Source organism: Gordonia sp. GONU (genome assembly GCF_024733855.1).
GTDB lineage: Bacteria > Actinomycetota > Actinomycetes > Mycobacteriales > Mycobacteriaceae > Gordonia > Gordonia amicalis.
On record NZ_JANRHB010000016.1, the window covers coordinates 1 to 25928 of the forward strand.

23 protein-coding genes are annotated in these 25928 nt (G+C 65.8%); 3 read left to right on the forward strand and 20 right to left on the reverse strand.

Features of this window, described 5'->3' with window-relative positions:
• The 14 genes from NWF34_RS15240 to NWF34_RS15305 form a co-directional block, all read right to left on the reverse strand.
• Nucleotides 1–273, reverse strand: a 273-nt coding sequence (locus NWF34_RS15240) for an ATP-binding cassette domain-containing protein (RefSeq protein WP_258325426.1), incomplete at its 3' end; no start/stop codon positions are given.
• 28 nt (nt 274–301) lie between these two features.
• Nucleotides 302–1102, reverse strand: a complete 801-nt coding sequence (locus tag NWF34_RS15245; protein ID WP_096272962.1) for a hypothetical protein — start codon at nt 1100–1102, stop codon at nt 302–304.
• A gap of 83 nt (nt 1103–1185) precedes the next feature.
• A complete protein-coding gene (locus NWF34_RS15250; RefSeq protein ID WP_096272960.1) occupies nt 1186–2142 on the reverse strand; it encodes an MlaD family protein in 957 nt (318 codons plus the stop codon).
• Entirely contained in the window at nt 2139–3170 is a 1032-nt protein-coding gene (locus NWF34_RS15255) for an MlaD family protein (RefSeq protein WP_096272958.1), read from the reverse strand. The genes NWF34_RS15250 and NWF34_RS15255 overlap by 4 nt, the downstream gene beginning before the upstream one ends.
• Nucleotides 3171–4286 (reverse strand): MlaD family protein, encoded by a 1116-nt coding sequence (locus NWF34_RS15260; protein ID WP_096272955.1) that lies wholly within the window; start codon nt 4284–4286, stop codon nt 3171–3173. It abuts the gene before it with no gap.
• Nucleotides 4286–5269 (reverse strand): MlaD family protein, encoded by a 984-nt coding sequence (locus NWF34_RS15265; protein ID WP_096272953.1) that lies wholly within the window; start codon nt 5267–5269, stop codon nt 4286–4288. The genes NWF34_RS15260 and NWF34_RS15265 overlap by 1 nt, the downstream gene beginning before the upstream one ends.
• Nucleotides 5266–6273, reverse strand: a complete 1008-nt coding sequence (locus NWF34_RS15270; RefSeq protein ID WP_096274890.1) for an MlaD family protein — start codon at nt 6271–6273, stop codon at nt 5266–5268. Before NWF34_RS15270 ends, NWF34_RS15265 begins: the two co-directional genes overlap by 4 nt.
• Before the next feature lie 2 nt (nt 6274–6275).
• A complete protein-coding gene (locus NWF34_RS15275; protein ID WP_258325427.1) occupies nt 6276–7361 on the reverse strand; it encodes a mammalian cell entry protein in 1086 nt (361 codons plus the stop codon).
• 1 nt (nt 7362) lies between these two features.
• Nucleotides 7363–8172: an ABC transporter permease gene (locus NWF34_RS15280; RefSeq protein WP_232513108.1), complete on the reverse strand. Its 810-nt coding sequence runs from the start codon at nt 8170–8172 to the stop codon at nt 7363–7365.
• Nucleotides 8173–8233: 61 nt separating this feature from the next.
• On the reverse strand, nt 8234–9094 hold the full coding sequence (locus tag NWF34_RS15285; RefSeq protein ID WP_096272949.1) for an ABC transporter permease: 861 nt from the start codon (nt 9092–9094) through the stop codon (nt 8234–8236).
• 428 nt (nt 9095–9522) lie between these two features.
• Complete coding sequence (locus tag NWF34_RS15290) at nt 9523–10980, reverse strand: aldehyde dehydrogenase family protein (protein WP_258325428.1); 1458 nt, start codon at nt 10978–10980, stop codon at nt 9523–9525.
• A gap of 174 nt (nt 10981–11154) precedes the next feature.
• A complete protein-coding gene (locus NWF34_RS15295) occupies nt 11155–12447 on the reverse strand; it encodes a TetR/AcrR family transcriptional regulator (RefSeq protein WP_096274888.1) in 1293 nt (430 codons plus the stop codon).
• 77 nt (nt 12448–12524) lie between these two features.
• On the reverse strand, nt 12525–13349 hold the full coding sequence (locus NWF34_RS15300; protein ID WP_096272944.1) for an alpha/beta fold hydrolase: 825 nt from the start codon (nt 13347–13349) through the stop codon (nt 12525–12527).
• Nucleotides 13346–14077: a nitroreductase gene (locus NWF34_RS15305; RefSeq protein ID WP_096272942.1), complete on the reverse strand. Its 732-nt coding sequence runs from the start codon at nt 14075–14077 to the stop codon at nt 13346–13348. Before NWF34_RS15305 ends, NWF34_RS15300 begins: the two co-directional genes overlap by 4 nt.
• 160 nt (nt 14078–14237) lie before the next feature.
• Here NWF34_RS15305 and NWF34_RS15310 point away from each other — a divergent pair, with 160 nt between their 5' ends.
• From NWF34_RS15310 to NWF34_RS15320, 3 genes are read left to right on the forward strand one after another with little or no spacing between them, the layout of a single operon-like run.
• The gene (locus NWF34_RS15310) at nt 14238–15563 is read left to right on the forward strand and encodes an oxygenase MpaB family protein (RefSeq protein WP_096272940.1); all 1326 of its coding nucleotides are present in this window, start codon (nt 14238–14240) and stop codon (nt 15561–15563) included.
• Nucleotides 15560–17617: an NAD(P)/FAD-dependent oxidoreductase gene (locus NWF34_RS15315; RefSeq protein ID WP_024500241.1), complete on the forward strand. Its 2058-nt coding sequence runs from the start codon at nt 15560–15562 to the stop codon at nt 17615–17617. Before NWF34_RS15310 ends, NWF34_RS15315 begins: the two co-directional genes overlap by 4 nt.
• Nucleotides 17618–17652: 35 nt before the next feature.
• Nucleotides 17653–19497 (forward strand): long-chain fatty acid--CoA ligase, encoded by a 1845-nt coding sequence (locus NWF34_RS15320; RefSeq protein WP_024500242.1) that lies wholly within the window; start codon nt 17653–17655, stop codon nt 19495–19497.
• A 102-nt stretch (nt 19498–19599) separates the two neighbouring features.
• Here NWF34_RS15320 and NWF34_RS15325 read toward each other — a convergent pair whose 3' ends face one another.
• The 6 genes from NWF34_RS15325 to NWF34_RS15350 all read right to left on the reverse strand — a co-directional run bounded on the left by NWF34_RS15325 (nt 19600) and on the right by NWF34_RS15350 (nt 25810).
• Nucleotides 19600–20235, reverse strand: a complete 636-nt coding sequence (locus NWF34_RS15325) for a TetR/AcrR family transcriptional regulator (RefSeq protein ID WP_024500243.1) — start codon at nt 20233–20235, stop codon at nt 19600–19602.
• A 194-nt stretch (nt 20236–20429) separates the two neighbouring features.
• Nucleotides 20430–21950 (reverse strand): class I adenylate-forming enzyme family protein, encoded by a 1521-nt coding sequence (locus tag NWF34_RS15330; protein WP_024500244.1) that lies wholly within the window; start codon nt 21948–21950, stop codon nt 20430–20432.
• Between the two features lie 165 nt (nt 21951–22115).
• Complete coding sequence (locus NWF34_RS15335; RefSeq protein ID WP_096272938.1) at nt 22116–23297, reverse strand: aromatic ring-hydroxylating dioxygenase subunit alpha; 1182 nt, start codon at nt 23295–23297, stop codon at nt 22116–22118.
• 172 nt (nt 23298–23469) lie between these two features.
• Complete coding sequence (locus tag NWF34_RS15340; protein ID WP_024500246.1) at nt 23470–24702, reverse strand: cytochrome P450; 1233 nt, start codon at nt 24700–24702, stop codon at nt 23470–23472.
• On the reverse strand, nt 24702–24938 hold the full coding sequence (locus NWF34_RS15345) for a ferredoxin (RefSeq protein WP_096272936.1): 237 nt from the start codon (nt 24936–24938) through the stop codon (nt 24702–24704). Before NWF34_RS15345 ends, NWF34_RS15340 begins: the two co-directional genes overlap by 1 nt.
• A 2-nt stretch (nt 24939–24940) precedes the next feature.
• Complete coding sequence (locus NWF34_RS15350; RefSeq protein ID WP_024500248.1) at nt 24941–25810, reverse strand: SDR family NAD(P)-dependent oxidoreductase; 870 nt, start codon at nt 25808–25810, stop codon at nt 24941–24943.
• Between the last annotated feature and the right edge of the window lie 118 nt (nt 25811–25928).

Consider the following 25928-nt stretch of genomic DNA (forward strand, 5'->3'; position numbering starts at 1 on the left):
CGCACCATCCTGGAACAGCACACCGAACAACGTCCGGATCTCATAGAGCTCTTTGGCCGAACACTGCGTGATATCGGTGCCATCGATGATCACCGACCCCTGCTCGGGATGCAGCAACCCGATCAACGTCTTCAAGAACACCGACTTACCGGTACCCGACGGACCCAGCAGCGCAGACACCTCACCCGCTGGGAGCGTCAGCGTGACATCACGCCAGATATTCTGCGAACCAAACGACTTCGTCAGATTCTCGACACTGACCTCAACACCCATGACGTTTCCCCTGTCCTCGTGGTCGCGTTCAGTTGCCCGGGACCGCGGGTGCGGGCTGACCGGGTGCCTGCTGTGCCGGCGCGGGCTGTGCCGGTGCCGGGGCCTCGCCGTCGTTCGCATCCAGGTTCGACCCGGTGCTGCTGATGGCGGTGATGAGCCAGTCCTGGCTCTTGTCCAGGGTGATCCGGTAGGTGGCCGTCGACTCGATGCCCGACGGGGCCTGCACGTTCTTCGTGCGAACGTTCACGAAGGCCACCACCTGGTAGGTGTCACCGTCGACCGATTCGACCTTGGCCGCGATGGGTTCCGAGGTCGAGGACCACTGCAGCGGACGCAGCAGCTGTTCCATCTGGGTGGACGCCTGGCGAAGGCGCTCGGACAGTTCCGGCGAGGTCCCCTTGGTGAGGCGGCCGCGCCAGTCCTCCGGGTTCTCGAAGCTCATGTTCGCGGCACCCTGGGCGTAGTCGAGGGCGACCTGCTCGGCCTTGGCCCGGTCGGCCGACGCCGCCTGGAGATCGTCGACCTCGTTCGACGTGCTCCACAGCTGCCAACCCATCAACGCCACCCCGGCGACGACCAGGACGGCGACCGCGCCGATGAGAACGGAACGCAGCGACACCGAACGCGCGGACAGACCGGACTTCGGCGTACCCTTCGTCTCGGCGGACTTCTTCTCCCCGGTGGCCTTGCTCTCGGTGGCCTTGCTCTCAGGGCCCTCCACCGCCTCGCCGGCAGTCGTGTCGGCGGCGGTGGCCTCGGTGGTGAGGTCGTCGGTGGTGAGTTCGTCGGTGGTGGTGTCGTGCTGGTCGGCGCGGCTGTCGGTCTTCATGGGAGTCTCTCTCAGGTGATGGGTTGGTGGTCAACAGGGTCGACGACGGGGCTACGCCCGTCCCGCTTGTCTTCGACGCGACATCATCGACCTCCCACCGGGATCTTGACGTCGAGCGACCCCGAATCCGTTGCGTTCAGCAGGTTGTCCAGGAAACGCCCCATGTCGACGGTCCGCAGTGACGCCGCACCGGACTGGGCTGCGGGCAACAGATTGTCGCCGATCACCTTCAGATCCGCTCCGCTGTCATCGAGGAACTTCTGCAGAGCGGCGACAAGTGGTGATGCGCCGGTGGTGATACCGGTGTACATAGGGCCACTCCAGTCGATCGCGTCCTTGGTCCCGGATTCCATCGCCGAGAAACCCAAGCCGAATCCTTCCAGGTTCGGTGCGGTCGCACGCAGCAGGGCGGGCAGCGGTGTGGACCGCATCAGCAGCGGCTGCATGGTGGCCAGCAGCGTCGTGAGCTGATCCGTCTGCTGGGTGAACTCGGACGTCAGGAGCCGACCGGCGCGGTTGAGGTCCTCGATGACCTCCATCCCGTCGGGCAGACCGAGGTCGAGTTCGGCGAACACCCGCTGAACCTTGTCCGGGTCGGTCTGTCCCAGCACCTCGGTCACCCGCTCGGAGAGTTCCTTGAACGTGGCCGAACTGGACACACTGTCGCCGTCGACGAGTGCGTTGTCCTTCAGGTACGGACCGCCGGCGGTGTTGGGCATCACGGCCACGTATGCCTCGCCGAGCGCCGAGAGGTTGTCGACCCGAAAGGTCGAAGCGACCGGAACGTTCTCGGATTCGTCGTAGTCCCAGGTGATCTGGGCCCCGTCGGCAGCCTGCCGGATCGAGGTGACGTGCCCGATCTCGATGCCGCGCAACAGGACACGGGAACCGACCAGGATGCCGTTGGTGTCGGGCACGGTGATCGTCGCGTGTTTCGCCGACGGCGACTTGATGTGCAGCCCGACATTGAGGATGTAGGCGATCGACAGGGCGGCCAGCGCGAGCATGGCCACCACGGACACTCGGGTCTTCGTGATCATCGGATGGCTCCCAGCATGCTCAGCAGCAGCTTGGTGTCCCCGAGGAGCTGCTTCTTACCCGCGGTGCGGACCGACCCACTGTCCGTGGCGGTCACGCGGACGGACGAGACGTTGACCGAGGGGTTCTTGGCGAACGGGATGAGCGTGTTCTCGAGGAACTTCGCCATCGCGGCGCCGGTGGACGGTGCCTGGTCCCACATACCGCGTCCGGCCTCGCCGGTGTCGGCGAGGGAGTTCAGCAACGGCACCAGGAACAGGCCACCGGTGAACACCGACCCCACCGACGGCAGCAGCGTACTGATGTGCGCGACCAGCGATTTGGCCACGGTCTTCCAGTAGTGCAGGCCCTGATCGGAGAAAACGTGATCGATCTGAACCCGGCTGTCGTCGAAGGACTGGGATACGGCGTTGAGCGCGTTGATGGTTCGTTCGAGCTCGGCGGTGTTCCGGGCCAGGTCATCGAGATCCTTCGACACGGTCGCGGCGATCTTGCGGACATCGCCGACCGGCGGCATCGTGCGGTTCAGGGTTGCCATCGTGTCCTGCACCTTCTGGATGCTGCCGCCGTTCACGAAGTACGCGAGGACGGCGATGGTGTCCTCGAGCGGTGGCGGTGACGTCGTCCGGTCGACAGGGATGACGCTGCCGTCCCGGAGATACTCGCCGGAACCGTTGCGGGCCGGCGGCTCGATGGCCAGGTAGGTGTCACCGAGGGGCGTGTTCTGCCGGATGATCGCGCTCGAGTCAGCGGGCACCGCGCGGTCGTCGGTCAGTCCGACGACGACATCGACGCCGTCCCGGGTGGTATTCGTCGACTCGACCCGTCCGACCTGGATGCCGTTCATCATCACGTCGGCGCCGTCCGGCAGGTTCAGCACACTGGTGAACTGGAGCGTCACCCGATAGTCCAGCGGCACACTGCTCTTCACCGACGGTAGGCGATTCGGGCTCAGCGACGAGCAGCCGGTGAGACCCACGACGATCGCGCAGACGGCGACCACCGCGACGAGGATTCTCTTCGCACTCATCTAGAAACCAGCCTTCTGCAACAGGATCGACAACGGGTTGACCGAGGTGGTGCCGCCCTTCTCCTGGTCGCACGCTCCACCGAGGGCCTTGCACTCGGCCTTGCTGACCGCGACCTTCGGTGCGACGTACGGCACCGACAGCGCACCCGCGGCGGACTCCTGCTCACGCATCGCCGCCGCGATCGACGGCGTGACCCCGAGGAGTTCCTTGAGTTCCGGAGCACGCTGTGCACCGTAGGCGACGATGTCCTCGACCGGTCCGTGCAGCAGCGGCCACAGGATGTCGTCGCCGTAGTTGCGCTGGATGTCGTACAGCAGGGCGATGGTCCAGCCGACGCCCTGACAGAACCTGGCGACGTCGTAGAACAGGGTGGTGCCCAGCGCCGAGACGTTCGGCGCCTGGTTCATGATCGACATGATCTGGTCCCAGTTGCGCACCGCGGAATCGGTGAGCGGGGCCATGTCGCGGATCGACGACCCGATGTCGGCGATGAACGCGTCGGGATTCTGGGCGGCACGCGCGGCGTTGGAGAACATCTTCGCCGCCTGCGATCCGGTCCCGGCGAACGCCCGGTCGGCACCCTCGAGGACCTTCTCCAGATCGTCACCGCCGTTGTCCGACAGAGCCTTCAGGAAGTCCGACGCCGATCCGGCGACCTCGGAGATGCTCTTCGGGGTGAAGGCTCGGTCGACGCCGATGCATCCGCCTTCGACGAGTGTCGGACCGCCGGCATAGTTGCCGACGAGTTCCAGATTGCGATCCGCCAGGAGAGACTTCGACCTAGTGACCGCTTTGACGTCGGCCGGGTACTGCCGTCCCGGTTCCAGCGAGAAGGTGACCCGCGCATGGGTGCCGCGGTTCTCGATCTTCTCGACCTTGCCGACCGGGATACCCATCTGGGTGACCGGGTTCCCCACATACAGACCGATCGTGTCCGAGATGTCGGCACAGAAGCCGTCGCCGCCGGCGGAGCCGGGTCCGACGTCACGAGCGGAGGCCGTGCTCAACCCGACCGTCGTGACCACGGCCAGGATCGCCGCGACGGTCCCCACCGCGACGACCGTGCGCCGCCGGTTCGATCGGCTTCCTCCGAAGCCGTTGACGATGCGCCTCATCAGCAGTTCCTTCCCGGTATCGGAATGCACACGTTCTCGGTCCACAGCGCGCCGCCGCCGACCTCGCGCATGCCCTGCGGAGTGATCCACTGCGCCAGTTGTTTCCGTGTGGAGACCAGGCCGTCGATGGCCGGTCCGAGCTGCTGCTGGAGCCGGATGATGGTGTCCTTCATCTGGTTCACCTGCTGGGCGACCAGATCGCTGTGGCCGAGGTAGAAGCGCATGAACGGAGACAGCTTGTACAGCACGTTCGCGAACAGCTTGTAGGCGTAGTTGAAGCCCGCCGAGTTCACGTGATAGGTGCTGACGACCATGTCGATCTTGCGGATGAGTTCGAAGACGAACTCCCGGTTGCCGTTGAAGGTCTGGAGGTACTCCGCGGCCAGCCCGGCGATCTGGTGGACCTGCCCGCGCTGCTTGTCGAAGACCTCGGTGACCGACTCCAGACCGTCCACGATGGACCGCAGCGAGGTGTCGTTGGAGCCGAGCGCCTTCGCGACCTGATCGAGATTCGAGTTGACCTCTCCGGCGTCGACCTCGTCGGTGGTGCTGGGCACCGCCTGGATGACGTCGCCGATCGAGTAGGGAACGGTGACCCGTTCGGCCGGAATGGGTGTGGACAGCTCTTGCCGGCCCATCGGGATCATCGTGATCGCGTAACCGCCCACCGGGGTGAGCATCCGGACCTCGAGTCGCGTCTGATCACCGACGAAGGTCTTCTCGTCGATTCGTGCCGTCACCTTGACCCGGTCCGGCTCGAGGGTCACCTCGCTCACCTTCCCGACGCTGATGCCGGCGACCCGGACGTCTTCTCCCGGTTCGATGGCCGATGCGTCGGTGACCTCGAAGGTGATCGTCTTCTGGCCCGGCGGACGCAGGTAGATGACCGCGAGGGTGCCCAGGAGCGCCGCGACGACGAGCAGCACCAGCGCGCCGAGCACGCCGTCGTGTGTCGAGAACCGATGCAACCGGCTCTTCTTCATCGCTGGCACAGGACCACCTCGCTACCACTCATGAGCACACGGACATCGGCGGGGATCTGCGCACGTCCGTGCGCGCACTGCTTCGAGAACGACGCGCGGGTGTCGATGCCCCGCAGGCCGGCGAGCGCATTCGGCATGAGCTGGAAGGAGTTCAGCGCCTCCTGCATCGACTTGAACGAGGTCTGGAGGAACTCGTCGACGTTGAACTGCTCGTTGATGCCCAATGCCACCAGGAGACGCTCGACGGGTTCGAACAGGGCCGGACCCGCGCTGGCCGTCACGGCGAACTCGTCGAGCACCGTCATCGCGTTGCTGATGGGCAGGTCCACCGCTTCCAGGAAGCCCATGACCTGGGGCGAACGTCCACCCATGGTGTCGGCGATGCGCGCGAGATTGGCGGTGAGAGTGGAGATCAGCTGCTGACGGTCCTTGGCGAAGTTCGCCAGCTTCTGCGTGCTGTCGAGCATCGGTCCGAGACCGGAACCGTCGCCCTGCAGCAGCGCGATCGCGTTCTCGCTGAACTGGTTGACCTCGTCGGCATCCATCGTCGTCAGCACCGGCTGGAGTCCGTTGAACAGACCGGTGATGTCGAAGGACGGCACTGTCTGAGAGGTCGGCACATGACTGACCATCTGCCCCGGGGTGTCCCCGGGACGGACATCGAGGTATCGCACACCGGTGAGGTTCTGGTACTTGATGGCGAGCTTCGTGGTCGACGTCAGCTTCTGCTGGTCTTCCATCGTGAATTCGACTCGGGCAAAGGGCTTTCCGTCGACATCGTGCTGCAGGTCCACCGAGGTGATCTTGCCGATGCGCTTGCCGCGGAAGCGGACGTCACCGTTCTCGTGCAGACCCGATGCGTCGGTGAAGTCGGCACGGTACTTCACCACCTGCGCGTCGACCGGATTACGCATCGCGTTGATCACCAGGATGAACAACAGGACGGTGATCACCGCGACGACGAGAACCTTGATGCCGGCGAAGAGCGTACTTCGAGAGGTCAGCATCAGTTACCTCCGCGACTCGGGCCGTCGACGACGCCCATCGTGGCCAGCGGACCCGCTACGGCGGGAACGGTGTCGAGGAGCAGTCGGACCTGCAGGGTCTTGGCCTCGTCGTTGCCCTTGAACGTGTTGCGCAACTGTTCGATTGCCTTTCGTGTCTTTGCCATCGATGCACCACCGCCGATCATCTGCGGCACGGGGTCGACCAGGTACTTGATCGCGGTCACCCCCGGCGTCAAATCCGTGGCATGCGAGGCGAGCAGGGTGCCGATGGCGCCGAACAAGCCGGTCGAAGCCACGGTGAGCGAGCGGTCCATCAGGTCGTGGTAGGCCTCGTCCACGCCGCGTGAGCCATCCGGCAACTTGTTCAGGACGTTGTTGCTGATCGCGTCGAGGCTCTTCATCGCCTCGCGGTTGAAGCCCGGGAAGGCCTCGGCGAGGTCATTCATCTTGCCCAGCAGTGTGCTCGGCATCTGACGCTGTGTGCGTGCGACCGTGTCGGTGAAGATCACCGCCGACTCGATCAGCGGCGAGAGACCGTTGGCGTACCGCATCACCTCGTCGAGGCTGTCGATCATCTCGCGCGTCAGGGTGCCGTCCACGACGATCGAACTGCGCTCGATCATCGTCGACATGGTGAAGTCCGGGGCGGCCTCGCGACGCACGGTCTGCCCGCTGCGCAGCTGTGAACCACCGGGCATGGCAACGAGATTCACCGCGGTGATGCCGAAGTAGTTCTGCGGCCGGTAGTCGAGCTCGAAGGAATCGGTGAGGCTGCCGGCGGCCTGATCGTCGAGGACCACGTCCACATGGACGACCCCGGGTTCGGAGGAGTCGATGCCGGAGACCTCACCGACCTCGGCCCCGCGGAGCAACACCCTGCTCCCGTTCTCCACACCCGGCCCCAGTGCCGGCAAGACCAGGTGGAGATCGGTTCCCTTCGGCGCGGTCGCACGGGGATAGACCACCGCGAACACCGCGACGACGAGCGCGATCACGACCAGTGCCGACAGGCCGGCGATGACCAGCGTCCGGGATTGTCCCCGGACGTCTCCTCGGAGAAAGTCCTGACTGCTGTTTACCGACACGTCAACCCCTGAACGGAAGGACCGGATTGAGGCCCCAGATGGCCACGGTCATGAGGAAATTGAGAACGACGATGGCGACCAGGCTCGCACGGATGGCGCGCCCGGATGCGGCGCCGACGCCTGCCGGCCCGCCGGATGCGAAATAGCCGTAGTAGCAATGGATGATGGTGATCACCGCGCAGAAGATGAGCGCTTTGGCGACCGATGCGAGCAGGTCCGGTATCGAGATGAACTGCGCGAAGTAGTGGTCGTAGGTTCCCTCTGGCTGCTCGTGGAACAGTTTCACGATCAGGCCGCCGGTGATGAAGCTGACGACCAGCGCCATCAGGTAGCTCGGCAGCACCACGAGCATGCCGCCGATGAGGCGGGTTCCCACCACGAACGGGATGGCCCGCAGACCCATGGTCTCGGTCGCGTCGATCTCCTCGGAGATCCGCATGGCGCCGATCTCGGCGGTCATGCGGCACCCGGCCTGCGCGGCGAAGCCGATCCCGGTGATGATCGGCGCCACCACGCGGATGTTGCCGAAGGAGTTGATGATGCCGGTCAGCGCGCCGAACCCCAGGAGGTCGAACGCCATGAACGCCATGATCGCGACGACCGAGCCGACCGCGATGCCGAGGAAGAACATCAGGCTGACCACACCGCCGTCGACGATGATCGAGCCGCTGCCCCAAGCCATGTCGTTCATGGTCTTGAACGTCTGCTTGCGGTAGTGGCGGATCGTCGTCGGCAGCAGGGCGAAGGTCTTGCCCACGAACACCACGATCTGACCGAAGGTCGCGATCGCCGTGGTGAGCCGCTCGTTCATCGATCGGCCCAGACGGGTGATACCCGTGGTGGCCGTCGTACTACCTGTAGTCATCTGCGCCTCACGCCAGTTGGGCCGGGAAGAACATGGCCTGCAGCTGACTGACCGCCATGTTCGTCATGAAAATGCACAGGACACTGAGGACCACCGAGGCGTTGACCGCGTTGGCCACGCCTTTCGGACCGCCTTTGGCCTCGAGGCCGCGCAGGCTGGCGATGACCACCACGATGAAGGCGAACAGCACCGCCTTCAGCACCGAGAACACCAGGTCGGTCGGGGTCGCGAATGTCCCGAAGGACTGCCAGAAGCTCGCCGGGACAACGTCGTTGACGTTCGCCGCGATCGCCAGCCCGGCGCCGACGCCGGACGCGATGATCATCACGCAGAGCGCCGGGGCGATGGCGAGCATCGCCAGGAACCTCGGCACGATGAGCCGCTGGACCGGGTTCACCCCGATCACCCGCATCGCCTCGATCTCCTCGCGGATCGACCGCGCACCGAGGTCGGAGGCGATCGCGGAGGCGGCGGCACCACTCATGAGGAGGCCGGCGGCCATCGGCGCACCCTGGTTCACCACGCCCAGCCCCGACGCCGCGCCGGCGAGGGAGTTGGCACCGACCTGGTCCATGACGCCACCGACCTGGACCGACACCTCGGCGCCGATCGGAACCGCCATCAGCAGGGCAGGCAGCGCGGTGACCTTGAAGAGCTTCCACATCTGATCGATCACCTCACCGCCGGCCAGGCGGAGGGTCAAGGTGTCGGTGATCGCGAACCGGATCATCTCCCCGGCCAGTCGCGCCGAACGACCGATGGTCGCCAGACTGCGACTGATCCGGTCGATCACGCCGGCGACGACCTTGCGGAGCGCCTCGGCAGATCTGATTCCCGGACTGCGCCCTCCCAGAGCACTGACAGTCATCACGGTCCTCTCGAATTCTTGCGAGTGGTGACACGTCTGAGCCGATGCCGAAACGGGTCCCACGACCCCGGGCGTGGTTCTCGGGCTGACCCGCGCACCGGTGTCGTCAAGAGGACCTCCGAAGCGTCTTCCCCGACGTCGGGCATCTCTTGTGGCCTAACGCCGTTAGGTGGCTTGGTGTGATGCCCACCACTTGAAGCCTGGATCAGGCTAGCAGACATGAGACGTTAGCTGTCAAGTGTCAGCAGCTCAAAGCTGTCTGGACCGGCGAAAACCGCTGATAGTCGCGTGACTTAAGGGTAAATCGCTACCTATCGATGTTAGATTGTCGTCGACCGGGCGATGACATGGACCAGCAGGCCGCGTACATTCTGCACGCGGCCCGTCGGCGTCCCGACCGACCACTCGCCGGCCGTTCGGGTGGCCGGCTATCCCATCAGCTTCCTGAGCACCCTCTCCACCCTCCGGCCGTATGGCGGGTAGGCGAGCGGCAGATCCGGACGGGACGGCTTGCTCAACACCGCTTTCCGATGGCTGAAGGTGTCGAATCCGTGGCGGCCGTGATAGCTGCCCATCCCGGAGGCCCCCACGCCGCCGAACGGGAGTTCCGGCACCAGGAGTTGGTACAGGAGGTGATTGACCGCAACCGACCCCGACGAGGTCCGACTCACCACGAGATCCTCCACAGCGCTCGACCGGGTGAACAGATAGAGGGCGAGCGGTTTGGGTCGGGCGTTGACGAACTCGATCGCGGAGTCGAGGTCGGGCACCGACACCAGGGGGAGCACCGGACCGAAGATCTCCTCCTGCATCAGTTCGGAGTCCGGATCCGGGTCGGTGACGAGCGCCGGCGCGACGATCCGCCTCGCCTCGTCGATCGCGCCGCCGTACTGCTCGCCGCCATGCGTCGACAGGATGCGCCGCAGTCGGGCGACATGCCGGTCGTTCACGATCCGGGTGCTGTCCTGGGCCCCGCGCAGCGGCAGTTCCGCCAGCAACCGCTCGACGAGCGCCGGTCGCACCGACTCCTCCACCAGCACGTAGTCGGGAGCGGTACACGCCTGGCCGGCGTTCACCGCCTTGGCCCAGGCGATCCGCCGAGCGGCGACGTCCACATCGGCGTCGGAGGCCACGATCACCGGGCTCTTACCGCCCAACTCGAGCGTCACCGGGGTCAGATTGCGAGCGCTCGCCGCCATGACCGCACGGCCCACCGGCGTCGAACCGGTGAAGAACGTGTGATCGAACGGCCGCCCGGCCAGCGATGCGCTGACCTCCGCGTCACCCAGCACGAGGCGAACCGCCTCGGCATCGACGTACCGCGGCAGCTGCTCCGAGAGCAATCTCGCGGTCGCGGCGGAGATCTCCGACGGCTTCACGACCGCGGCGTTCCCCGCTGCCAGACAACTCACCAGTGGATGAAGGGTCAGCAGGATCGGGAAGTTCCAGGCGCCGAGGATGAGAGCAACTCCCCTGGGCTCCGGGACAATCCACGCTTTACCCGGCGCGGTCGCCGCACTCACCCGAACCCTCTCCGGCTTCATCCACTGCGCCAGGTTCGCAAGCGTGTGCCGGATCTCGTGCCGGACAGGCGCGATGTCGGCCATGAACGTCGCCATCGGGTCTCGCCCGAGATCGGCGCGCACCGCGGCCGCGATACCGGCCTCGCAGTCGTCGATGAATCGCAACAACCCCTCGAGCTGAGCCACCCGCCAGGACAGCGGCCTCGTGCGCCCACTCGTGAAAGCCGCGCGGGCACAATCGAGTTCGTCCTCGATACCGGCGGTGGTCGAGCCGGCTGGGATCTGGGTAACACTCATCGATGACTCCGGTTTCTTCGCGGGGTGCCGACAGCCCACCGTGGGCCGGCTAGATACCGTGAGCATACATAGTGTTCAGACGTGACGTCAATCACAAAAATGGCAGTGCAGATCCCGGGTTCGATCGATGTGCGTCACGCACGATTCCACCGCCGATCACCGGGAGTACGGCCGGAAGAATCCGAAATCGACTCGGCAGGAGGGTTTTCGAACCCCCCTGCGTCGCGTTGTGCAGCGCGGTCAGCGACGTCCGTAGATCGCTGCGAAGACGAATCGTGTGACCATCTCCGTGACGGCGGCACGGTCGCCGAGATGGGCCTCCCCGGCCAGCGAACCGGCAATCGTGCGTTCGATCGTCCACAACAGGGTCGCCGCGTACTCACGAACGGGCGGCCCGGCGGGCGCGAGACCTCGCTTCCGATCGGCGAGGATGATCGACTCGAGCACGGTCTCCATCGCACTCATCGCCGCCAGGTATTCGACACGCAGGTCGGGCAGGCGCGGCCACTCGTGCACGGCGTTCTTGATGACCGCCCCCGCGTGACCATCGACGTTCAACCACTGGTCGACCTGACCCATGAGCGCCGACGGGTCCGCCCGGTCGACCTCGACGATGTCGGCGAGCCCGGCGACGACGTGCGCTGCCGCTTCCCGGAACAGGACGACGAAGGCATCTTCCTTGCTGCGGAAGTAGAAGTAGAAGGATGCGCGAGAAGTGTTGGAGTGCTTGAGGATCTTCGCCACCGACAGCTCGGCGAGGGTCTCTGTCATCAGCAGCTCGCGCATCGAGTTCAAGATGTTGCGCGCGGTCTCGGCCTCGACGGCCACGGGTTCCGCGGCCGGCGGTGCGGTCACCTCGGTCGCGGTGTCCTTCGCCTTCGCGCGCCGCCCCTTCACCGGGGTGCGTCCTCCGTAGATGGCCGCCTCGTTGATCGCGGTCAACGACGTCGTGACGCTCGCGGCCGCAGGCAACCGATCATCGAGACCACGGGTGCTCACGTAGAAGGCACGCTCGGCGCCACCGACCAGCATCGCGGCGAGCATCACCGCGGGAGCTCCGTCAGGTGCCCGGCCCTCGGCTCGCTCGAACCTGATCTGTTCCGCCAGAGCGGACACGAACTGTTCGAACATGCGCTGCCACGCCTCGGCGACCGCCGGTCGGCTGTGCATGTGCTCGATGACCGCGCAGATCACCGCGCCGTGCTTCGACCACATCTCGAGCGTCTGGTCGAGACTCGACCCCATTCGCCGCGCCCGGTCGCGGCCCGGGCCTGTCCCCCACGGTGCGTCGAGACCGTACGACTCGTCGAAGACACGGCCCAGGAGCGCAACCAGCACGTCGTACTTGTTGGCGAAGTAGTGGTAGAAATTCGCCCGGGACAAACCGCCGACCTCCAGGATCTGCGCCACCGTCAGGTCCTGGAGAGATGTATTGGCCAGCAATTTCTCGGTCGCGTCGAACACCGCGGTCTCCGCCGCGGAACTCCCGTCGTGGTCACGGGGGCGTCGACGCGCGAACGAACCCTGGCTCATGGGAGAAGGGTAGTGGATGTCCGGACACGCCGTCTGCAGGGTCGTCTGCAGGGAGGGGCCGGCGGTGACCCGATCGTTCACGACCGGAGTCCGGCACCGGTCCGGAGTCCCGCCAGCAACGCCTCGTCGAATTCGTCCGGACACTCCAGCATCGGATAGTGACCGGCGTCCAGCTCCACGAGCTCACCGCCCAGACGATCCCGCACCCACCGGGCACCGCGCACCGAGAGCGCCGGGTCCGCGTCGCCGACGATCTGCGTCACCGGCAGCGACAGACGATCCAGCAGATCGACCTGCTCGGTGGTCATCAAGGTGCGCAACGCCGCCCCCGCGGCCCAGCTCGGGGTCTGAAGCGAGATGCGGTGCAGCCAATCCAGCACCGAAGGTTCCGGGTCGCTTCCCTTGAACGGGTCCCCGACCGCCTTCCGCCGGAAGGAGATGCGGTCGGCGTGCTCGGCCGCGAGCATCGCCTCGAGCGTCCCCTCCGGCGGCACCCCGAAGGGGAAGGTCTCGTGTCGCGCCGACGCAACGCCATTCGACGCGACGAGTACCAGGGAACGCGCGAGATCCGGTCGCCGACAGGCCAATCGCATCGCGACCAGGCCACCCAGCGACCATCCGACGAGGGCCACCCGGTCGAGGGCGCGTTGATCGATGACCTCGATGGCGTCGTCGCAGAGTGAGTCGATGTGATAGCCGGCGCGAGGGGCGTCCGAGTTCCCATGGCCCCGAAGGTCCATCGCGACAACCCGGTGCCCGCTCTCCGCGAGGACACGGATCTGCCGATCCCACACCTCCCCACTCAGACTCCAGCCGTGGATGAGCAGCACACCCGGCCCGTCACCGACATCGTGGAACGCGATCCGGACGCCGTCCCGCGTCAGGACATGGAAGTGGTTCATCCGAGCCGGCCTCCGCCGACGAAGGTCGCGACCTCGTCGACACTCTGACGGTGTGTCCGATAACCGTTGACCGGGTGATCGACATCCGCGTAACCGAAGGAGATCCCCAGCAGGACCAGCCGATCAGCGGGTAGACCGAGATGCTCACGGAGGAGGGGTGCCTGAGTGGCGAGCGCCGCCTGCGGAATCGCGGCCACCCCGCGACTGTGCGCCGCGAGCAGAAAACTCTGGACGAAGAGCCCGCAGTCGACGGCGCCGTAGGTGCCCAGGACTTCGTCGGTGGTGAGCACGGCAACGTGCGGGGCGTCGAAGAAATCGAAGTTGCGCAACGTCTGTCGCGCCGAACCCACCCGATCGTCCCGGTCGATACCGAGGCTGTCGTACAGCTGCCATCCGCTCTCCCGACGGCGCTCGCGATACACCCCCTCGTAGGCCCGCGGGAACTCGACGTCGGGCCGGACATCGGCCCCGGACGCAACCCGCGCCCGCAGTGCTTCCCGTAGGCGACCGGTGGCGTCGCCCTCCGTGATGTGCAGGTGCCACGGCTGGGTGTTGCACCAGGAGGGGGTTCGGCGTGCGATGTCAAGGATCGCTTCTATCTCGTTGCGCGGCACCGCCGTAGGCCGGAATGCGCGGCAGCTCCAGCGCGTGGCCAGCAGGTCTCGCAGCACTTCGGCGGCGACGCCGGAACCGACTGCGCCGGTCTCGTGGGCCGGGACTCCGGACATTGGCTTGTCTCCTCCTGATGGATCTTGCTCGCCGGCCGGTGGCACCAGCGACGAGACACCTAACCAGACATGCAGTGTAGACATAGTGTTCAGTCGGGTCTACCCTGCCGTGTAACGGCCGTCACACCGGCCGCTTCACGCACTCGGCGAGGAAGAGGACATGACACCCCACGCAGCACCACAGGCGGACGAGCAGACTTTTCGCGGCGACCTGGATGTACCGGCGGGATTGCCCCGCGGGATCGACCTGGGACGAATCGCGAACAAGGACAAGGCAATAGCCATGTACGGGAGAGGCCTGGTCGAGAAGCTGACCGACCACGCACTCCTCGCCGACGACTACGCGTACGCGGCGATGCTCGACTTCAAGGACCCGTCGTACACCTCGACGTGGCGCACGTTCGACCAGGCGCTCGAGTACGGCATCGACGCCGTGGACGATCCGAGTCCCGGATTGATCGCGCTGTTCGAGCAGCTCGACCGGGTCCCCGAGTGGGTCGACTTCGACCAGCTCTACCGGGGCGCGGTCGCGTTCTGGCGCGCCGGACCGATCGTCCCGCCGGTCCTCGCCTGGGGTGCGATCGCCGGCGGGTTCTCGATGTACAGCGCCACGCGCCCGGTCCTGTTCAGCGGCCGCCTGCGCAAAGAGGACAAGGTCGGGACGCGACTCATCGAGAGCTTCCGTTACGTGGTGGCGGCGTACACCCCGGGCGGGATGAGGCGCTTCGAGGAAGGGTTCCGGCTGACCGCCAAGGTCCGCATGATCCACGCCGCCGTCCGTCACAGCCTCGGGCGCTCGGACCACTGGGACTGGGCGAACTGGGGCATCCCGATCAACAACCTCGACAGCATGGTCACCCAGGCCGGGCAGTTCGGTGTCAAGTTCACCGATGCCGTCCAGTCCGCCGGAATCCGTTACAGCGACCGCGAACTCGACGACATCTTCGCTCTGAGCCGCTATGTCGGTCATGTCATCGGTGTCCCGGAGGACATCTTGCACACCGACTACGACGACGCCCGCCGAAAGACAGATCTGCACACTCTCATCGAGTTGCCGCCGGACGAGCTCTGCCACGACGTCGTGCATTCGATCATCGAGTACAGCGTCGAGAACCCGCCCGGCGATGTCGAGGTCCTGCCGGGGCCGGTCGCGAAGTTCATGACGAACGAACGAAGGCTGAAACTCGCTTACGGACTGCTGCACTCGTGGATTCCGCCGCAGGTGATGGACGCTCTCGGCGTCGAGAAGACCGCTTGGCGGCACATTCTGCCGGCCATCAGTCCCCTCGTCACCTTCGCCGATCGTGTCGGGCGGATACTCCCGCACGACGACGAGAAGGCAGCCTTCGCCATGCTTCGCCAGTTCAACGACGCGATCAGGCTCCCTGATGGAGCCGACAAACAGATGGCCGTGGCCAACCCGGACGAGGTTCACGCAGACATCGCCGCGAACAAGGGCGGCATGCCGGTGGTGGCGAAACGATGACCACACATCGGACATCGGCACCGCATCGGACATCGACACCACGTCCCCCGTGGCCGGGCCCCGATTGGTCCGGCGCACCGGACAACTCGTTCCGGCCGAACGCGGAGTTCGGCGACGCGGAGCTCGAAGCGGCGCTCGAGGAAGCGAATCTGCCGATTCTGCTCGGATCGCTGGCCTTGCTCACCGGTGACGACCGCTGGATTCGTGAGCCGTTTCTTCCCACCCCGCCGCCCGACCTCGGCGACCACGATGGCGGTGGTTTCGGTCCGGAACTCGCGACCCGCATCCGACAGGAAGCACACACGGCAATGTGCGCCTGGCGTGACGGTGACCTGATGATGTCCGATCCCCCGGCACCCGAACGACTTTCGCGAATCCTGTCGGTCATGCTGGCCGAAGCGATCCCCGACGACTACGGCCGGCTGCTCGGCGAGGAGATGGGGATCCACCGACGCCACTCCGAACCGTCGTCACCGCCGGCGGACGGTTTCCGGGTCGCCGTCATCGGTGCCGGCATCTCCGGACTCGCGATGGCGATCCGCCTGGAGCAGGCGGGAATCGACTACATCCTGATCGACAAGAACACTGCCGTCGGCGGCACGTGGCACGAGAACGTGTATCCGGGCTGCGGCGTCGACACCCCGAGTTACCTGTACGCGCTGTCCTTCGACCCCAAACCGGACTGGTCGAGTCACTTCGCTCCCCAGCATGAACTGGCCGAGTACTGGCAGGATCTGGCCGAGCGGCACGGCGTGCTCGCCCGAACACGGTTCTCGACCATGGTGGATTCAGCCGTCTTCGACTCCGGCACCTCGACGTGGACACTCACGGTCCGTTCGGTCCACACCGGTGAGACCGAGAACCTCACCGCGACCGCCGTCGTCAGTGCCGTCGGACTGCTGAACCAGCCGAGCTTCCCGGACCTTCCGGGACTCCAGGACTTCGACGGTCCGGTTCTCCACACCGCCCGTTGGGATCCCGAGTTCGACCTCCGGGGCAAACGCGTCGCCGTGGTGGGCACGGGCGCCAGCGCGATGCAGTTCGTCCCCGCCGCGGCCGATATCGCCGCACAGGTGCGTATCTTCCAACGGTCACCGCAGTGGGCGATGCCTCATCCGTTGAAAGGTGCTGCGGTACGCGCGTCGACACACTGGCTGAACGAACACGTGCCGTTCTATCTGGCGTGGTACCGCGCCCGGCTGTTCTGGCGCATGGGCGACAAGGTGTGGCGTCTGCTGCAGGTCGATCGCGATTACCCGCACCTCGGCCGCGCCATCAACAAGGGGAACGACCGGCTGCGCGCGATGCTCACCGCATACATCGAGAGCGAGTTGTCCGATCGCCCGGACCTGTTGGAGAAGAGCCTTCCCGATTATCCGCCGTACGGAAAGCGTCTGCTGATCGACGCGGGCTGGTTCCGCACCCTGCGTCGGGACAACGTGGACCTGATCACCACCGGGATCGAGACCATCACCCCGAGCGGTGTCGCCACCACGGCGGGAACGACTTTCGAGGCCGACGTGATCGTCCTCGCCACGGGGTTCCGATCGGTGGACGTCCTCGGCTCGGTCGAGGTCCGCGGACGTGACGGACGAACTCTGCGGGAGGTCTGGGGCGATGACGACGGTAGGGCGCATCTCGGGATCACCGTGCCCGGGTTCCCCAACTTCTTCTGCCTGTACGGCCCGAACACCAACACCGGCCACGGCGGGACGGTCATCGCCGGGACGGAGATGCAGATCCAACACGTGACCGCATTGCTCGCCGCGATGATCGACGATCGCCTCGCGACCATCGAGGTTCGTCCCGAGGCGTACGAGGCCTACAACCGGGAACTCGACGAGGCACTCGCGGACACCGTCTGGCATTTCGGCGGCACCACCACCTACTACCGCAACGATCGTGGGCGGATCGTCACCAACAGCCCATGGCGCTACGTCGACTACTGGCGACGGGTCCACCAACCCGATCCGGCCCACTTCCTCACCACCCGCGACACCGTCACGGCCGGGCTGCACTCCGCCGTCGCGGAACCTGTTGCCCAGTCCGGGTGAATTCCCACTCCCCCAACGCAATCGAGACAGGACCCATGAACCGCACACAGACATCGCCGGAACCCGTCGCGGCTCCCGGTATCTCCGCCACCACCCTGGTCGACGCCTTCCAGGCAACCGCGGCGAATCGCACCCACTGCACCGCCCTGACCGCATTCGGCGAAAACCGTTCGTACACCTGGGGTGAGTACCGCGACGCGGTGGAGGAAGTGGCCACCGGCCTCGCGGGCCTCGGCGTCTCCCGCGGTGACACCGTCGCCCTCATGGTGCGCAACAGTCCGGAGTTCCACATCCTCGACATGGCGGTGCTGCACCTCGGCGCGACCCCCTTCTCCATCTACCTGACCTCGGCGCCCGAACAGATCAGCTACCTGTTCGAGAACGCGGGCAACCGCGTCGTCGTCGCCGATCCCGAGTTCGTCGACGTTCTCCGACGCACGGCGGCGCCCACCGTCGAACACATCGTGGTCAACGGAGCCGTCGACGACGGTCCGTACGGTCGCGACGACGGTCCCGAGGCGCTCATCTGCCTCGCCGACCTCCGGCGGCATCCCTCGGACGGCTTCGACTTCGAACAGGCCTGGCGCACCCTCGGGCCCGACGACCTGGCGACCCTGATCTACACCTCCGGGACCACCGGGGACCCCAAGGGGGTCGAGCTCACCCACGCGAACCTCATGTTCGTGATGTTCACCTGCAACCTGCGCTTCCCGTTCGCCTCCGACGGCGCGGCGATCAGCTATCTCCCCACGGCACATGCGGCCGACCGCGTCTTCTCCCACTATCTGGCGATCGTGACCGGATGGCCGATCACGACCGTGCGTGACGCGACAGCCGTCTTCGCCGCCGTGGCCGAGGCGCGTCCGACCTGGTTCCTCGGCGTTCCCCGGATCTGGGAAAAGCTCCGTACCGCACTCCTCGCCCGTTTCGCCGCACTTCCGGACGATCAGCGGGAACCCACGCTCGCGGCAATCGAGGCGGCAACGCGCAGGGTACAGATGGAGCAGCGTCACGAACCCGTCCCGGCCGAGGTCGAAGCGTCGGTCGCCGCCGCCGACGGACAGATCTTTGCGGGACTCCGCGCTCAGCTCGGCCTCGACCGCGTCGCGCTGCTCATGACCGGCGCCGCCCCGATCGCGCCGGCGGTACACGAGTTCTTCCTCGCCATCGGCACTCCGCTCCAGGAAGGTTTCGGCATGTCCGAGACCGGAGCACTCGGCTTCACCAACCTGCCCACCGACATTCGCGTCGGGAAGGTCGGACTCGCGCAACCGGGTACCGAGGCGAAACTGGCGCCGGACGGCGAACTGCTCCTGCGCGGCCCCCATGTGATGATGGGCTATCGCAAAGACCCCGAGAGGACCGCCGAGGCCATCGACGAGTCGGGTTGGCTGCACACCGGTGACATCGCACGGATCGACGAAGACGGATGGGTCACGATCGTCGACCGCAAGAAGGAACTCATCATCAACGCCGCCGGTAAGAACATGTCGCCGGTGAACATCGAGGGCAAACTCAAGAGCGCATCGCCGCTCATCGGCCAGGCGTGTGTCTTCGGCGACCGGCGCCCGTACAACGTCGCACTGATCGTCTTGGATCCGGACGCCGCGGACACCTACGCGGCCGCGCACGGTCTCGCCGACGGCTCCCCGGCGACACTGGTCGCGAATCCTGCCCTGCAGGCCGTGATCGCCGAAGCAGTCGAGCGCGCCAATGGTCAGCTGTCACGGGTCGAGCAGGTCAAGCACTATCGGCTGCTCGCCGACGAGTGGCTACCGGATTCCGACGAACTGACACCGACCATGAAACTCAAACGACGCGCCGTCGCCGACAAGTACGCCTCGGTCATCGACGAGGTCTACTCCGAGAGTTCGCCGTAGCCACCGAAACCGCCCCTGGAAACCACCCTCTGTAGTCGCGCCGACGTGGTGTCGTCGGACAGTCTGTGGAGGGCGAATTTCAGGGGCGCTTTGCGGTTCGGGCTAGGACTTGGCGGTAGCGGCCGGCACCGCGCTCGGCAAGAACGCCGGAAGAACGAAGGTACGCAACATGTCCCGGTGTTCGGGGTCGTCCGGACGATCGAAGTCCAGACGCCCGACGAGGATGAACTGGACGAGCGCGATCCACTCCGCCATCTTCTCCCTGTCGACGTCCCGTCGGACCTCGCCGCGCTCCATCGCCCGTTCGATGACCGGGTCCCACATCTCGGCGGTCAGCCGCGCGGCGAGGCCCGAGGCACCGACCAGCGGTTCGGCCATCTGCATGTGCTCGGGGCTGACGAGGATGCGGATCAACGGATCACGACGTCCGCGGTCGACCAGGAAGATCAGGCCCTCGACGAGCTGATCGGCGAAGGTCTCCTTCTCGAGCAAGAACTTCCGCGCTTTGGCGAACAGCATCCGCGAGCGCCGCTCGATTATGGCCGAGATGAGCGTGTCGCGGTCGCCGAAGTAGCGGTAGACGGTCGGGCGGGACACACCGGCCTCACGACCGATGTCGTCCATCGTCGTCTTGGATACGCCGTATCGCTGGAAAACCTTCTCGGCAGCGACCATGATCTGTTTACGGGCCTCGTCGACGTCCTCGCTCAGGACGTTGCCCGTCTTTCTGCGTGCCACGTGTGTGCACCTCCCTCAAGCGATGTTACAACGGACAAACTGTGTCATCTGTCCACGAGGCGGAAAATTCGAGACAGCCTCGTCGTCCGTGGCGTCGAGGCGGCCGACAAGCAAAACGACCGAGGCGCGGATGTCCTCCGCAACCTCGGCCGTCTCACACCCAGCGCGTATCCCGCCTAACGCACGCGCACCCCTCAGCGCACGCGATCGAAGCGAGTGTCCACGTCCTTGTACTCGTCCCGGATCACCGTCTTGGCGATCTTTCCACTTGGGAGCCGGGGCAGCGGGTCCTGCCGGATCACCACGTAGCGGGGCACCTTGAAGTCGGCCAGGACCTGCTGGCAGTGCTCGACGATCGTCTTCTCGTCGACGTCGCCCGAGGTCGTCACGATGGCCGCCGGCGTCTCGCCGAACCGGTCGTCGTTCGCCGCGATCACGGCGACTTCCTGGACACCGTCGATGGCGCCGATCGCGATCTCGAGTTCCACCGGCGAGATGTTGATGCCGCCGGAGATGATGAGGTCCTTGAGACGATCGACGAACTTCACCCGACCCTCTTCGTCCGCCTCGCCCAGGTCACCGCTGTGCAGCCAGCCGTTCCGGAGGGCCTGCGCGGTGGTCTCGGGGTCGTTCCAGTATCCGGGGGTCACACCCGGGCCGCGGACGACGAGCTCGCCCTCTTCGCCGGGCGCCGCTTCCTCACCCTTGTCGTTGAAGACCTTGACCTCGGTGAAGATCGACCCGGTGCCGCACCGATCCGGGTACTCGAAGGCCTCCTCGCGGATCGTCGCGGTCGCGACGCCGCCCGCTTCGGTCATGCCGTAGATCTGGCGCAGCAGCACGCCCTTGTCGCCCCAGCGCTTGAGCAACGGCACCGGCACCGCGGCGCCGCCGACGATCGCGGTCTTGAGGGAACTCAGGTCCGCGTCGGCGAACTCCGGGGCACGCGAGATGGCCTCGAAGATCAGCGGAACACCGAAGATGGCTTCCACCGAGTGCTTCTCGAGGAGCTTCACCGCGTTCGAGGGGTTCAGTTCCGGCTCGATGACCAGCGTGCCGCCCAGAACCGTCGTGATCAGGAGTCCGTACACCAGACCCGGGGTGAAGGCGAGCGGCAGGACCAGCAGCGTGGTGGTTCCCGGCCGGAAGCCCTCCTCGGTGAGCGTGTTCTCCAGGACGATCGACGTGAGGGTCTGATTGGTCAGGATCACCCCCTTGGACAGACCGGTGGACCCACTGGTGAACAGCACGGTGGTCGGCTCGTCCCGATCGAGATCGACCCGGAAGTCGTCCGCACTCCCGCTACGCAGCGCCTCGAGCTCGGCGTAGGTGACCACGGTGAACGGTTCACCGATCGCGGCGGTGTCCTCGGCGAGCTGTTCGAAACCCGGCGCAACGATCACGACGCCGATTCCCGCGTCGTCGGCGATCTTCCGCAGCTCCGCCGGACGGTAACGGCTGTTGAGCGGAACCAGGACACCACCGGACTTGAGCGCACCGAGGGCCGCGACCGGCCACTCGAGCGAGTTCGGCCCGAGCAGGCCCACCCGGTCACCCCGGGCGACTCCCTTGTCTTCCACGAGGAGGCGGGCGATGCGGCTGCTCCAGTCCCGGAGCTCACGGTAGGAGATCTCGGACTCGGAGAACACCACGGCGGTGGTGTCACCCTTGGTCCGGGCCCACCAGTCGAGGGCTTTGCCGATGGTTGCGGTCATGATCGTACTTTCTTCTATGTCAACGGGTTTCGATGCGACCGAGGGGCGCGGCCGCCGCACTGCGAGAATCCGGCGGGACGACCGGCCCCCCAATCACCTAACGCTTATAGGATAAATCGGACTTCGCCGACACGGGCCGATTCGGCCGAACCGACCCCCCGGCGATCACGAACCGGCGGCGCGTCCTTCGGCGACCAGCCTCTTGGTCTCACGACGGAAGACCTGGTTGGCGATCTCGTTGCGGCCCAAGAGCATCTCACCGGCGTCGGCACTGCCCATGCCCACCTGTGAATCGCGCAGCAACGGGAAATCCTCCTGATGCAGAACCGCGAGCAGGATCTCCCAGTTCTTGTTCCACAGGCGCTCCCAGCGCTCCTGTTCCATTCCGCTGTCCTCGACCGACGGAACGATCAGACGCTGCTCCATCCGCGACTTGGTCGGGTCGGTGGGATGCGGCCGGAAGGTCAACAGCTGGAAGTGATCCGGCTGGCGGAGCAACGTGCTGTTCGGCCCGAGCCAATGGGTCTCGGTGACGTACTTGTCCAGCGGCGCGTCACCGGGATCCTCTTCTAGGAACCGGTCGATCGTCTTGCGCGGCGCGATGAACCGGCAGTGCCGCCCGAAGTCCTCGAAGGCCATCACGTTGGTGTGGATGATCTTGCCCGCGGTGTTCGGGTGCGCGTACTGGATGTGGTAGCCGTCCAGGAAGGCGTCCTGCATGATCTTCCAGTTGGTGGGCTCGTCGAAGCCCCCCGCCCGGAAGCACACCAGCTTGTCCAGGTTGTACTCGGCGAGCATCGTGTCGATCTCGGGACCGAGCCACGCCGCGACGTCGATCTCGGCCGAGGCGTTGTCGACGACCCAGATGAATCCGTGACGCTCCTCGGTCGGGATCTCGATGAGTCCGTGGTCGGAACGATCCACGTCGCCGAAGGTCGAGTCGCGCGTGATGGTCCGCAGCGATCCGTCCGGGTCGTAGGACCAGCGGTGGTAGCCACACGAGAAGATCCGGCAGCGCCCCTTCTCGCTCTTCTCGAGCATCGCCCCGCGATGCCGGCAGAGATTGACGAACGACCGGACACTGCCGTCCTTCTGCCGCACCACGATGATGTTGTTCCGCGGCATCTGGACCGTGACGAAGTCGTTGGGCCGGGAGATCTCGCTGCCGTGCGCGACGATCGAGGGCACACGGCCGAAGATGTGGTCGCGCTCCTCCTTCGCGAGCACCGGATCGGTGAACTCTTCGGACTCGAACTGGACGATCTCGTCGAACTTGTCCGTCGTCTCGTTGCGCAGGAGATCCAGCGCACGCCTGATTCGATCTTGACGGGGAAGCGAAGTGGTCATGATTCCCTCCGTGGAGGAGCGGTTGTCTGCGAGTAGGGATGCACCCGGCGGGCTGCCGCGGATACGGACCTAAACCTACAGTAATAAGTTTTATGGGGCAACGGTGCGGCCTGGGTACCGGTGCGGCGAGCGGGGAACACAACCCGCCGCACCGGTGGTCTGGGACGCCGGGTCAGGACTCCGGGGTGAACCGGATCGGCATGCGGACGCAGCCACGCACCTGGCTGGCGTGGAACACCGGCGGATCCGATTCCACGAGCTGGAAATCGGGGATTCGGCGCAGGATCTCTTCGAGCGCGACCGTGAGTTCGATGCGCGCGAGATGTGAACCGAGGCATCGGTGTGCGCCACCGCCGAACGACAGATGGCGGTTCGGCTTACGGGCGATGTCGAGGGCATCGGGGTCCTCGAACTCCTCGTGGTCCCGATTCGCCGAGCAGAGCATCAGGATCAGCTGCTCGCCCGCCGAGATCTTCATCCCGCCCAGTTCGACGTCACGGGTGGCGCGACGCCCGGGCACCACGGCCGCCTCGATGCGCAGGATCTCCTCGACCGCGGTCGGGATCATCAGCTCCGGGTCGTCGATGATCTGCTGTCGCTGCTCGGGATGGTTCACCAGGTGGACGATCGCCCACGCCAGCGAGCCCTGGACGGTGTGCAGGCCGGCGATGAGCAGCAGGAAGAACATGCGGTTCAGCTCTTCGTCGGTCAGCAGCCGGAGTCCGTCCTCGAGCTCCACCTCGGTGTGGATGAGCTGCGAGGTGACGTCGTCGCCCGGGCTCGCCCGGCGCTCGTCGACCATCTTCTGGAAGTAGCCGAGCATCTGCATGCCGGCGATCGCACGAGCTTCCAGCGACTCCTGTTCGGAGCCACCGGGCTTGCCGAACAGCACGACGTCGGTCGCCTCGGTGAACAGCGGCGCGTCCTCGACCGGCCAGTCCATCAGCGCCAAGAAGATCCGAGCCGGGAGTTCGTGGGCGAACTCCGAGATGTATTCGGCCTCACCCTTCTTCGCGAAGCCGTCGAGCAGGTCGTTGACGACACCTCTGATGTCATCGGACAGCTTTTTCATCCGCGCCGGACCGAACAGCGGCTGCAGCGCCTTGCGGTAGCCGGTGTGCTCCGGGGGATCGAGCTCGATCGGGATGAATTTGCCGAAGGCCTCGTTCGTCACCAGGTTGTTGGGGTAGCTCGAGAAGGTCTCCGCGTCGCGCAGGACCTCGTGGATCTCGTCGTAAGAGGTGACGATCCAGTGGCCGCCGTGGGCCGTCGAGTAGACGACCGGTCCCTTCGCGGCGAGTTCTGCGGCAAATTCCTGGAATCGATCGATCGGGGCTGCGATGGACTGGTCGTAGACGTCGAAGTCGACGGTGACGTCCTCGCGGGATCGTTCCGCTGTTGTCATTACTGGTCCTTTGTGGTCGTGGAGTCGGTGGTGAGCAGCGCCAGGGCCCGTTCCGGACACATCGACACCGCCTCGCTTGCCTGAGCCGCCTCGTCCGGGGTGAGAGCGCGTTCCGGAACAACGGGGTCGCCCTGATCGTCGGCGTCGATCAGATCAGGGGCGACCCCGTAGCACAGTCCGTGTCCGGCGCACGCCACGCGATCCACGATGAGAGTGGTGGGCTGCGGGGAGGACATGGTCAGGCGTTCGGGTTCTTCTGCTCGAGGTCCTCGGGGAACCACATGCCGACGCGCGACATGGTGCCGCCGTCGCCCGAGGAGATGACCTGGCCGGACATGTAGGCGGCGTCATCCGAGGCCAGGAACAGGGCGATCTTGGCGTTGTCGACGAGTGACGGCGGGCGGTTCAGCTTGAGCGGGATCGGCGAGACGAACGGGTCCCACGGGCCGGAGACCTCTTCGTAGGACTGGCCGACGACCGGCGAACCGGCGGGCATCAGGAAGTTCGGCGACATGCCGTGGGTCGGTGCGAGGCCGTTGACGCGAATGCCGAAGGGGCCGAGGTCCAGGCTCAGGCCGCGCACGAGGCCGTTGACGCCGGCCTTGGTGGCCGAGTACAGCGCGATCTGGTGGTAGGCGAGGAACGAGGCCGCCGACGAGGTGGCGATGATGGTGCCGCCGCCGTTGCGCTTGAGATGGGGAACCGCGGCCTGGGCGGTGAAGATGACACCGGAGAGGTTGACGCCGAGGACATTGTTCCAGTCCTCCTCGGTCAGGTCCTCGAAGTTGACCTGCTCGCCGCCGGCGACGGTGGGCACGCCACCGCGCGAGACGACTCCCGCATTGGCCCAAGCGATGTCGAGCTTGCCGAACTCGGCGACCGTCTGGTCTACCGCGGCGGTGATCTGGTCCTTCTTGGAGACGTCGGCGGTGATGGCGATCGCCTCGCCACCCTGCTGCTCGACGAGCTTCACGGTCTGCTCGGCGCGATCACCGTCGATGTCGACGACGGCGACCTTGGCACCCTCCGCCGTGAACAGCTGGGAGGACTGACGGCCCAGACCCGAGCCGGCTCCGGTGATGAGTGCGACTTTGCCTTCGAGTTTCATGTTCGATCCTTGCTCTGGGGGGGGTGAGTGGCGATACCTGCCGAGTTCGCGGCCAGGCTGACTGACGCCGTGAAACGAGGTGACTCGCATCGTGACGTGTGAGTCGATGTGATGACCG

Coding starts and splice junctions, on each gene's coding strand:
- NWF34_RS15285 (WP_096272949.1), bottom strand. CDS start 9,094: ATGACTGTCAGTGCTCTGGGAGGGCGCAGTCCGGGAATCAGATCTGCC.
- NWF34_RS15290 (WP_258325428.1), bottom strand. CDS start 10,980: ATGCTCACGGTATCTAGCCGGCCCACGGTGGGCTGTCGGCACCCCGCG.
- NWF34_RS15305 (WP_096272942.1), bottom strand. CDS start 14,077: ATGTCCGGAGTCCCGGCCCACGAGACCGGCGCAGTCGGTTCCGGCGTC.
- NWF34_RS15260 (WP_096272955.1), bottom strand. CDS start 4,286: ATGAGGCGCATCGTCAACGGCTTCGGAGGAAGCCGATCGAACCGGCGG.
- NWF34_RS15340 (WP_024500246.1), bottom strand. CDS start 24,702: ATGACAACAGCGGAACGATCCCGCGAGGACGTCACCGTCGACTTCGAC.
- NWF34_RS15320 (WP_024500242.1), top strand. CDS start 17,653: ATGAACCGCACACAGACATCGCCGGAACCCGTCGCGGCTCCCGGTATC.
- NWF34_RS15295 (WP_096274888.1), bottom strand. CDS start 12,447: ATGAGCCAGGGTTCGTTCGCGCGTCGACGCCCCCGTGACCACGACGGG.
- NWF34_RS15255 (WP_096272958.1), bottom strand. CDS start 3,170: ATGAGTGCGAAGAGAATCCTCGTCGCGGTGGTCGCCGTCTGCGCGATC.
- NWF34_RS15280 (WP_232513108.1), bottom strand. CDS start 8,172: ATGAACGAGCGGCTCACCACGGCGATCGCGACCTTCGGTCAGATCGTG.
- NWF34_RS15315 (WP_024500241.1), top strand. CDS start 15,560: ATGACCACACATCGGACATCGGCACCGCATCGGACATCGACACCACGT.
- NWF34_RS15350 (WP_024500248.1), bottom strand. CDS start 25,810: ATGAAACTCGAAGGCAAAGTCGCACTCATCACCGGAGCCGGCTCGGGT.
- NWF34_RS15250 (WP_096272960.1), bottom strand. CDS start 2,142: ATGATCACGAAGACCCGAGTGTCCGTGGTGGCCATGCTCGCGCTGGCC.
- NWF34_RS15335 (WP_096272938.1), bottom strand. CDS start 23,297: ATGACCACTTCGCTTCCCCGTCAAGATCGAATCAGGCGTGCGCTGGAT.
- NWF34_RS15310 (WP_096272940.1), top strand. CDS start 14,238: ATGACACCCCACGCAGCACCACAGGCGGACGAGCAGACTTTTCGCGGC.
- NWF34_RS15265 (WP_096272953.1), bottom strand. CDS start 5,269: ATGAAGAAGAGCCGGTTGCATCGGTTCTCGACACACGACGGCGTGCTC.
- NWF34_RS15345 (WP_096272936.1), bottom strand. CDS start 24,938: ATGTCCTCCCCGCAGCCCACCACTCTCATCGTGGATCGCGTGGCGTGC.
- NWF34_RS15300 (WP_096272944.1), bottom strand. CDS start 13,349: ATGAACCACTTCCATGTCCTGACGCGGGACGGCGTCCGGATCGCGTTC.
- NWF34_RS15245 (WP_096272962.1), bottom strand. CDS start 1,102: ATGAAGACCGACAGCCGCGCCGACCAGCACGACACCACCACCGACGAA.
- NWF34_RS15330 (WP_024500244.1), bottom strand. CDS start 21,950: ATGACCGCAACCATCGGCAAAGCCCTCGACTGGTGGGCCCGGACCAAG.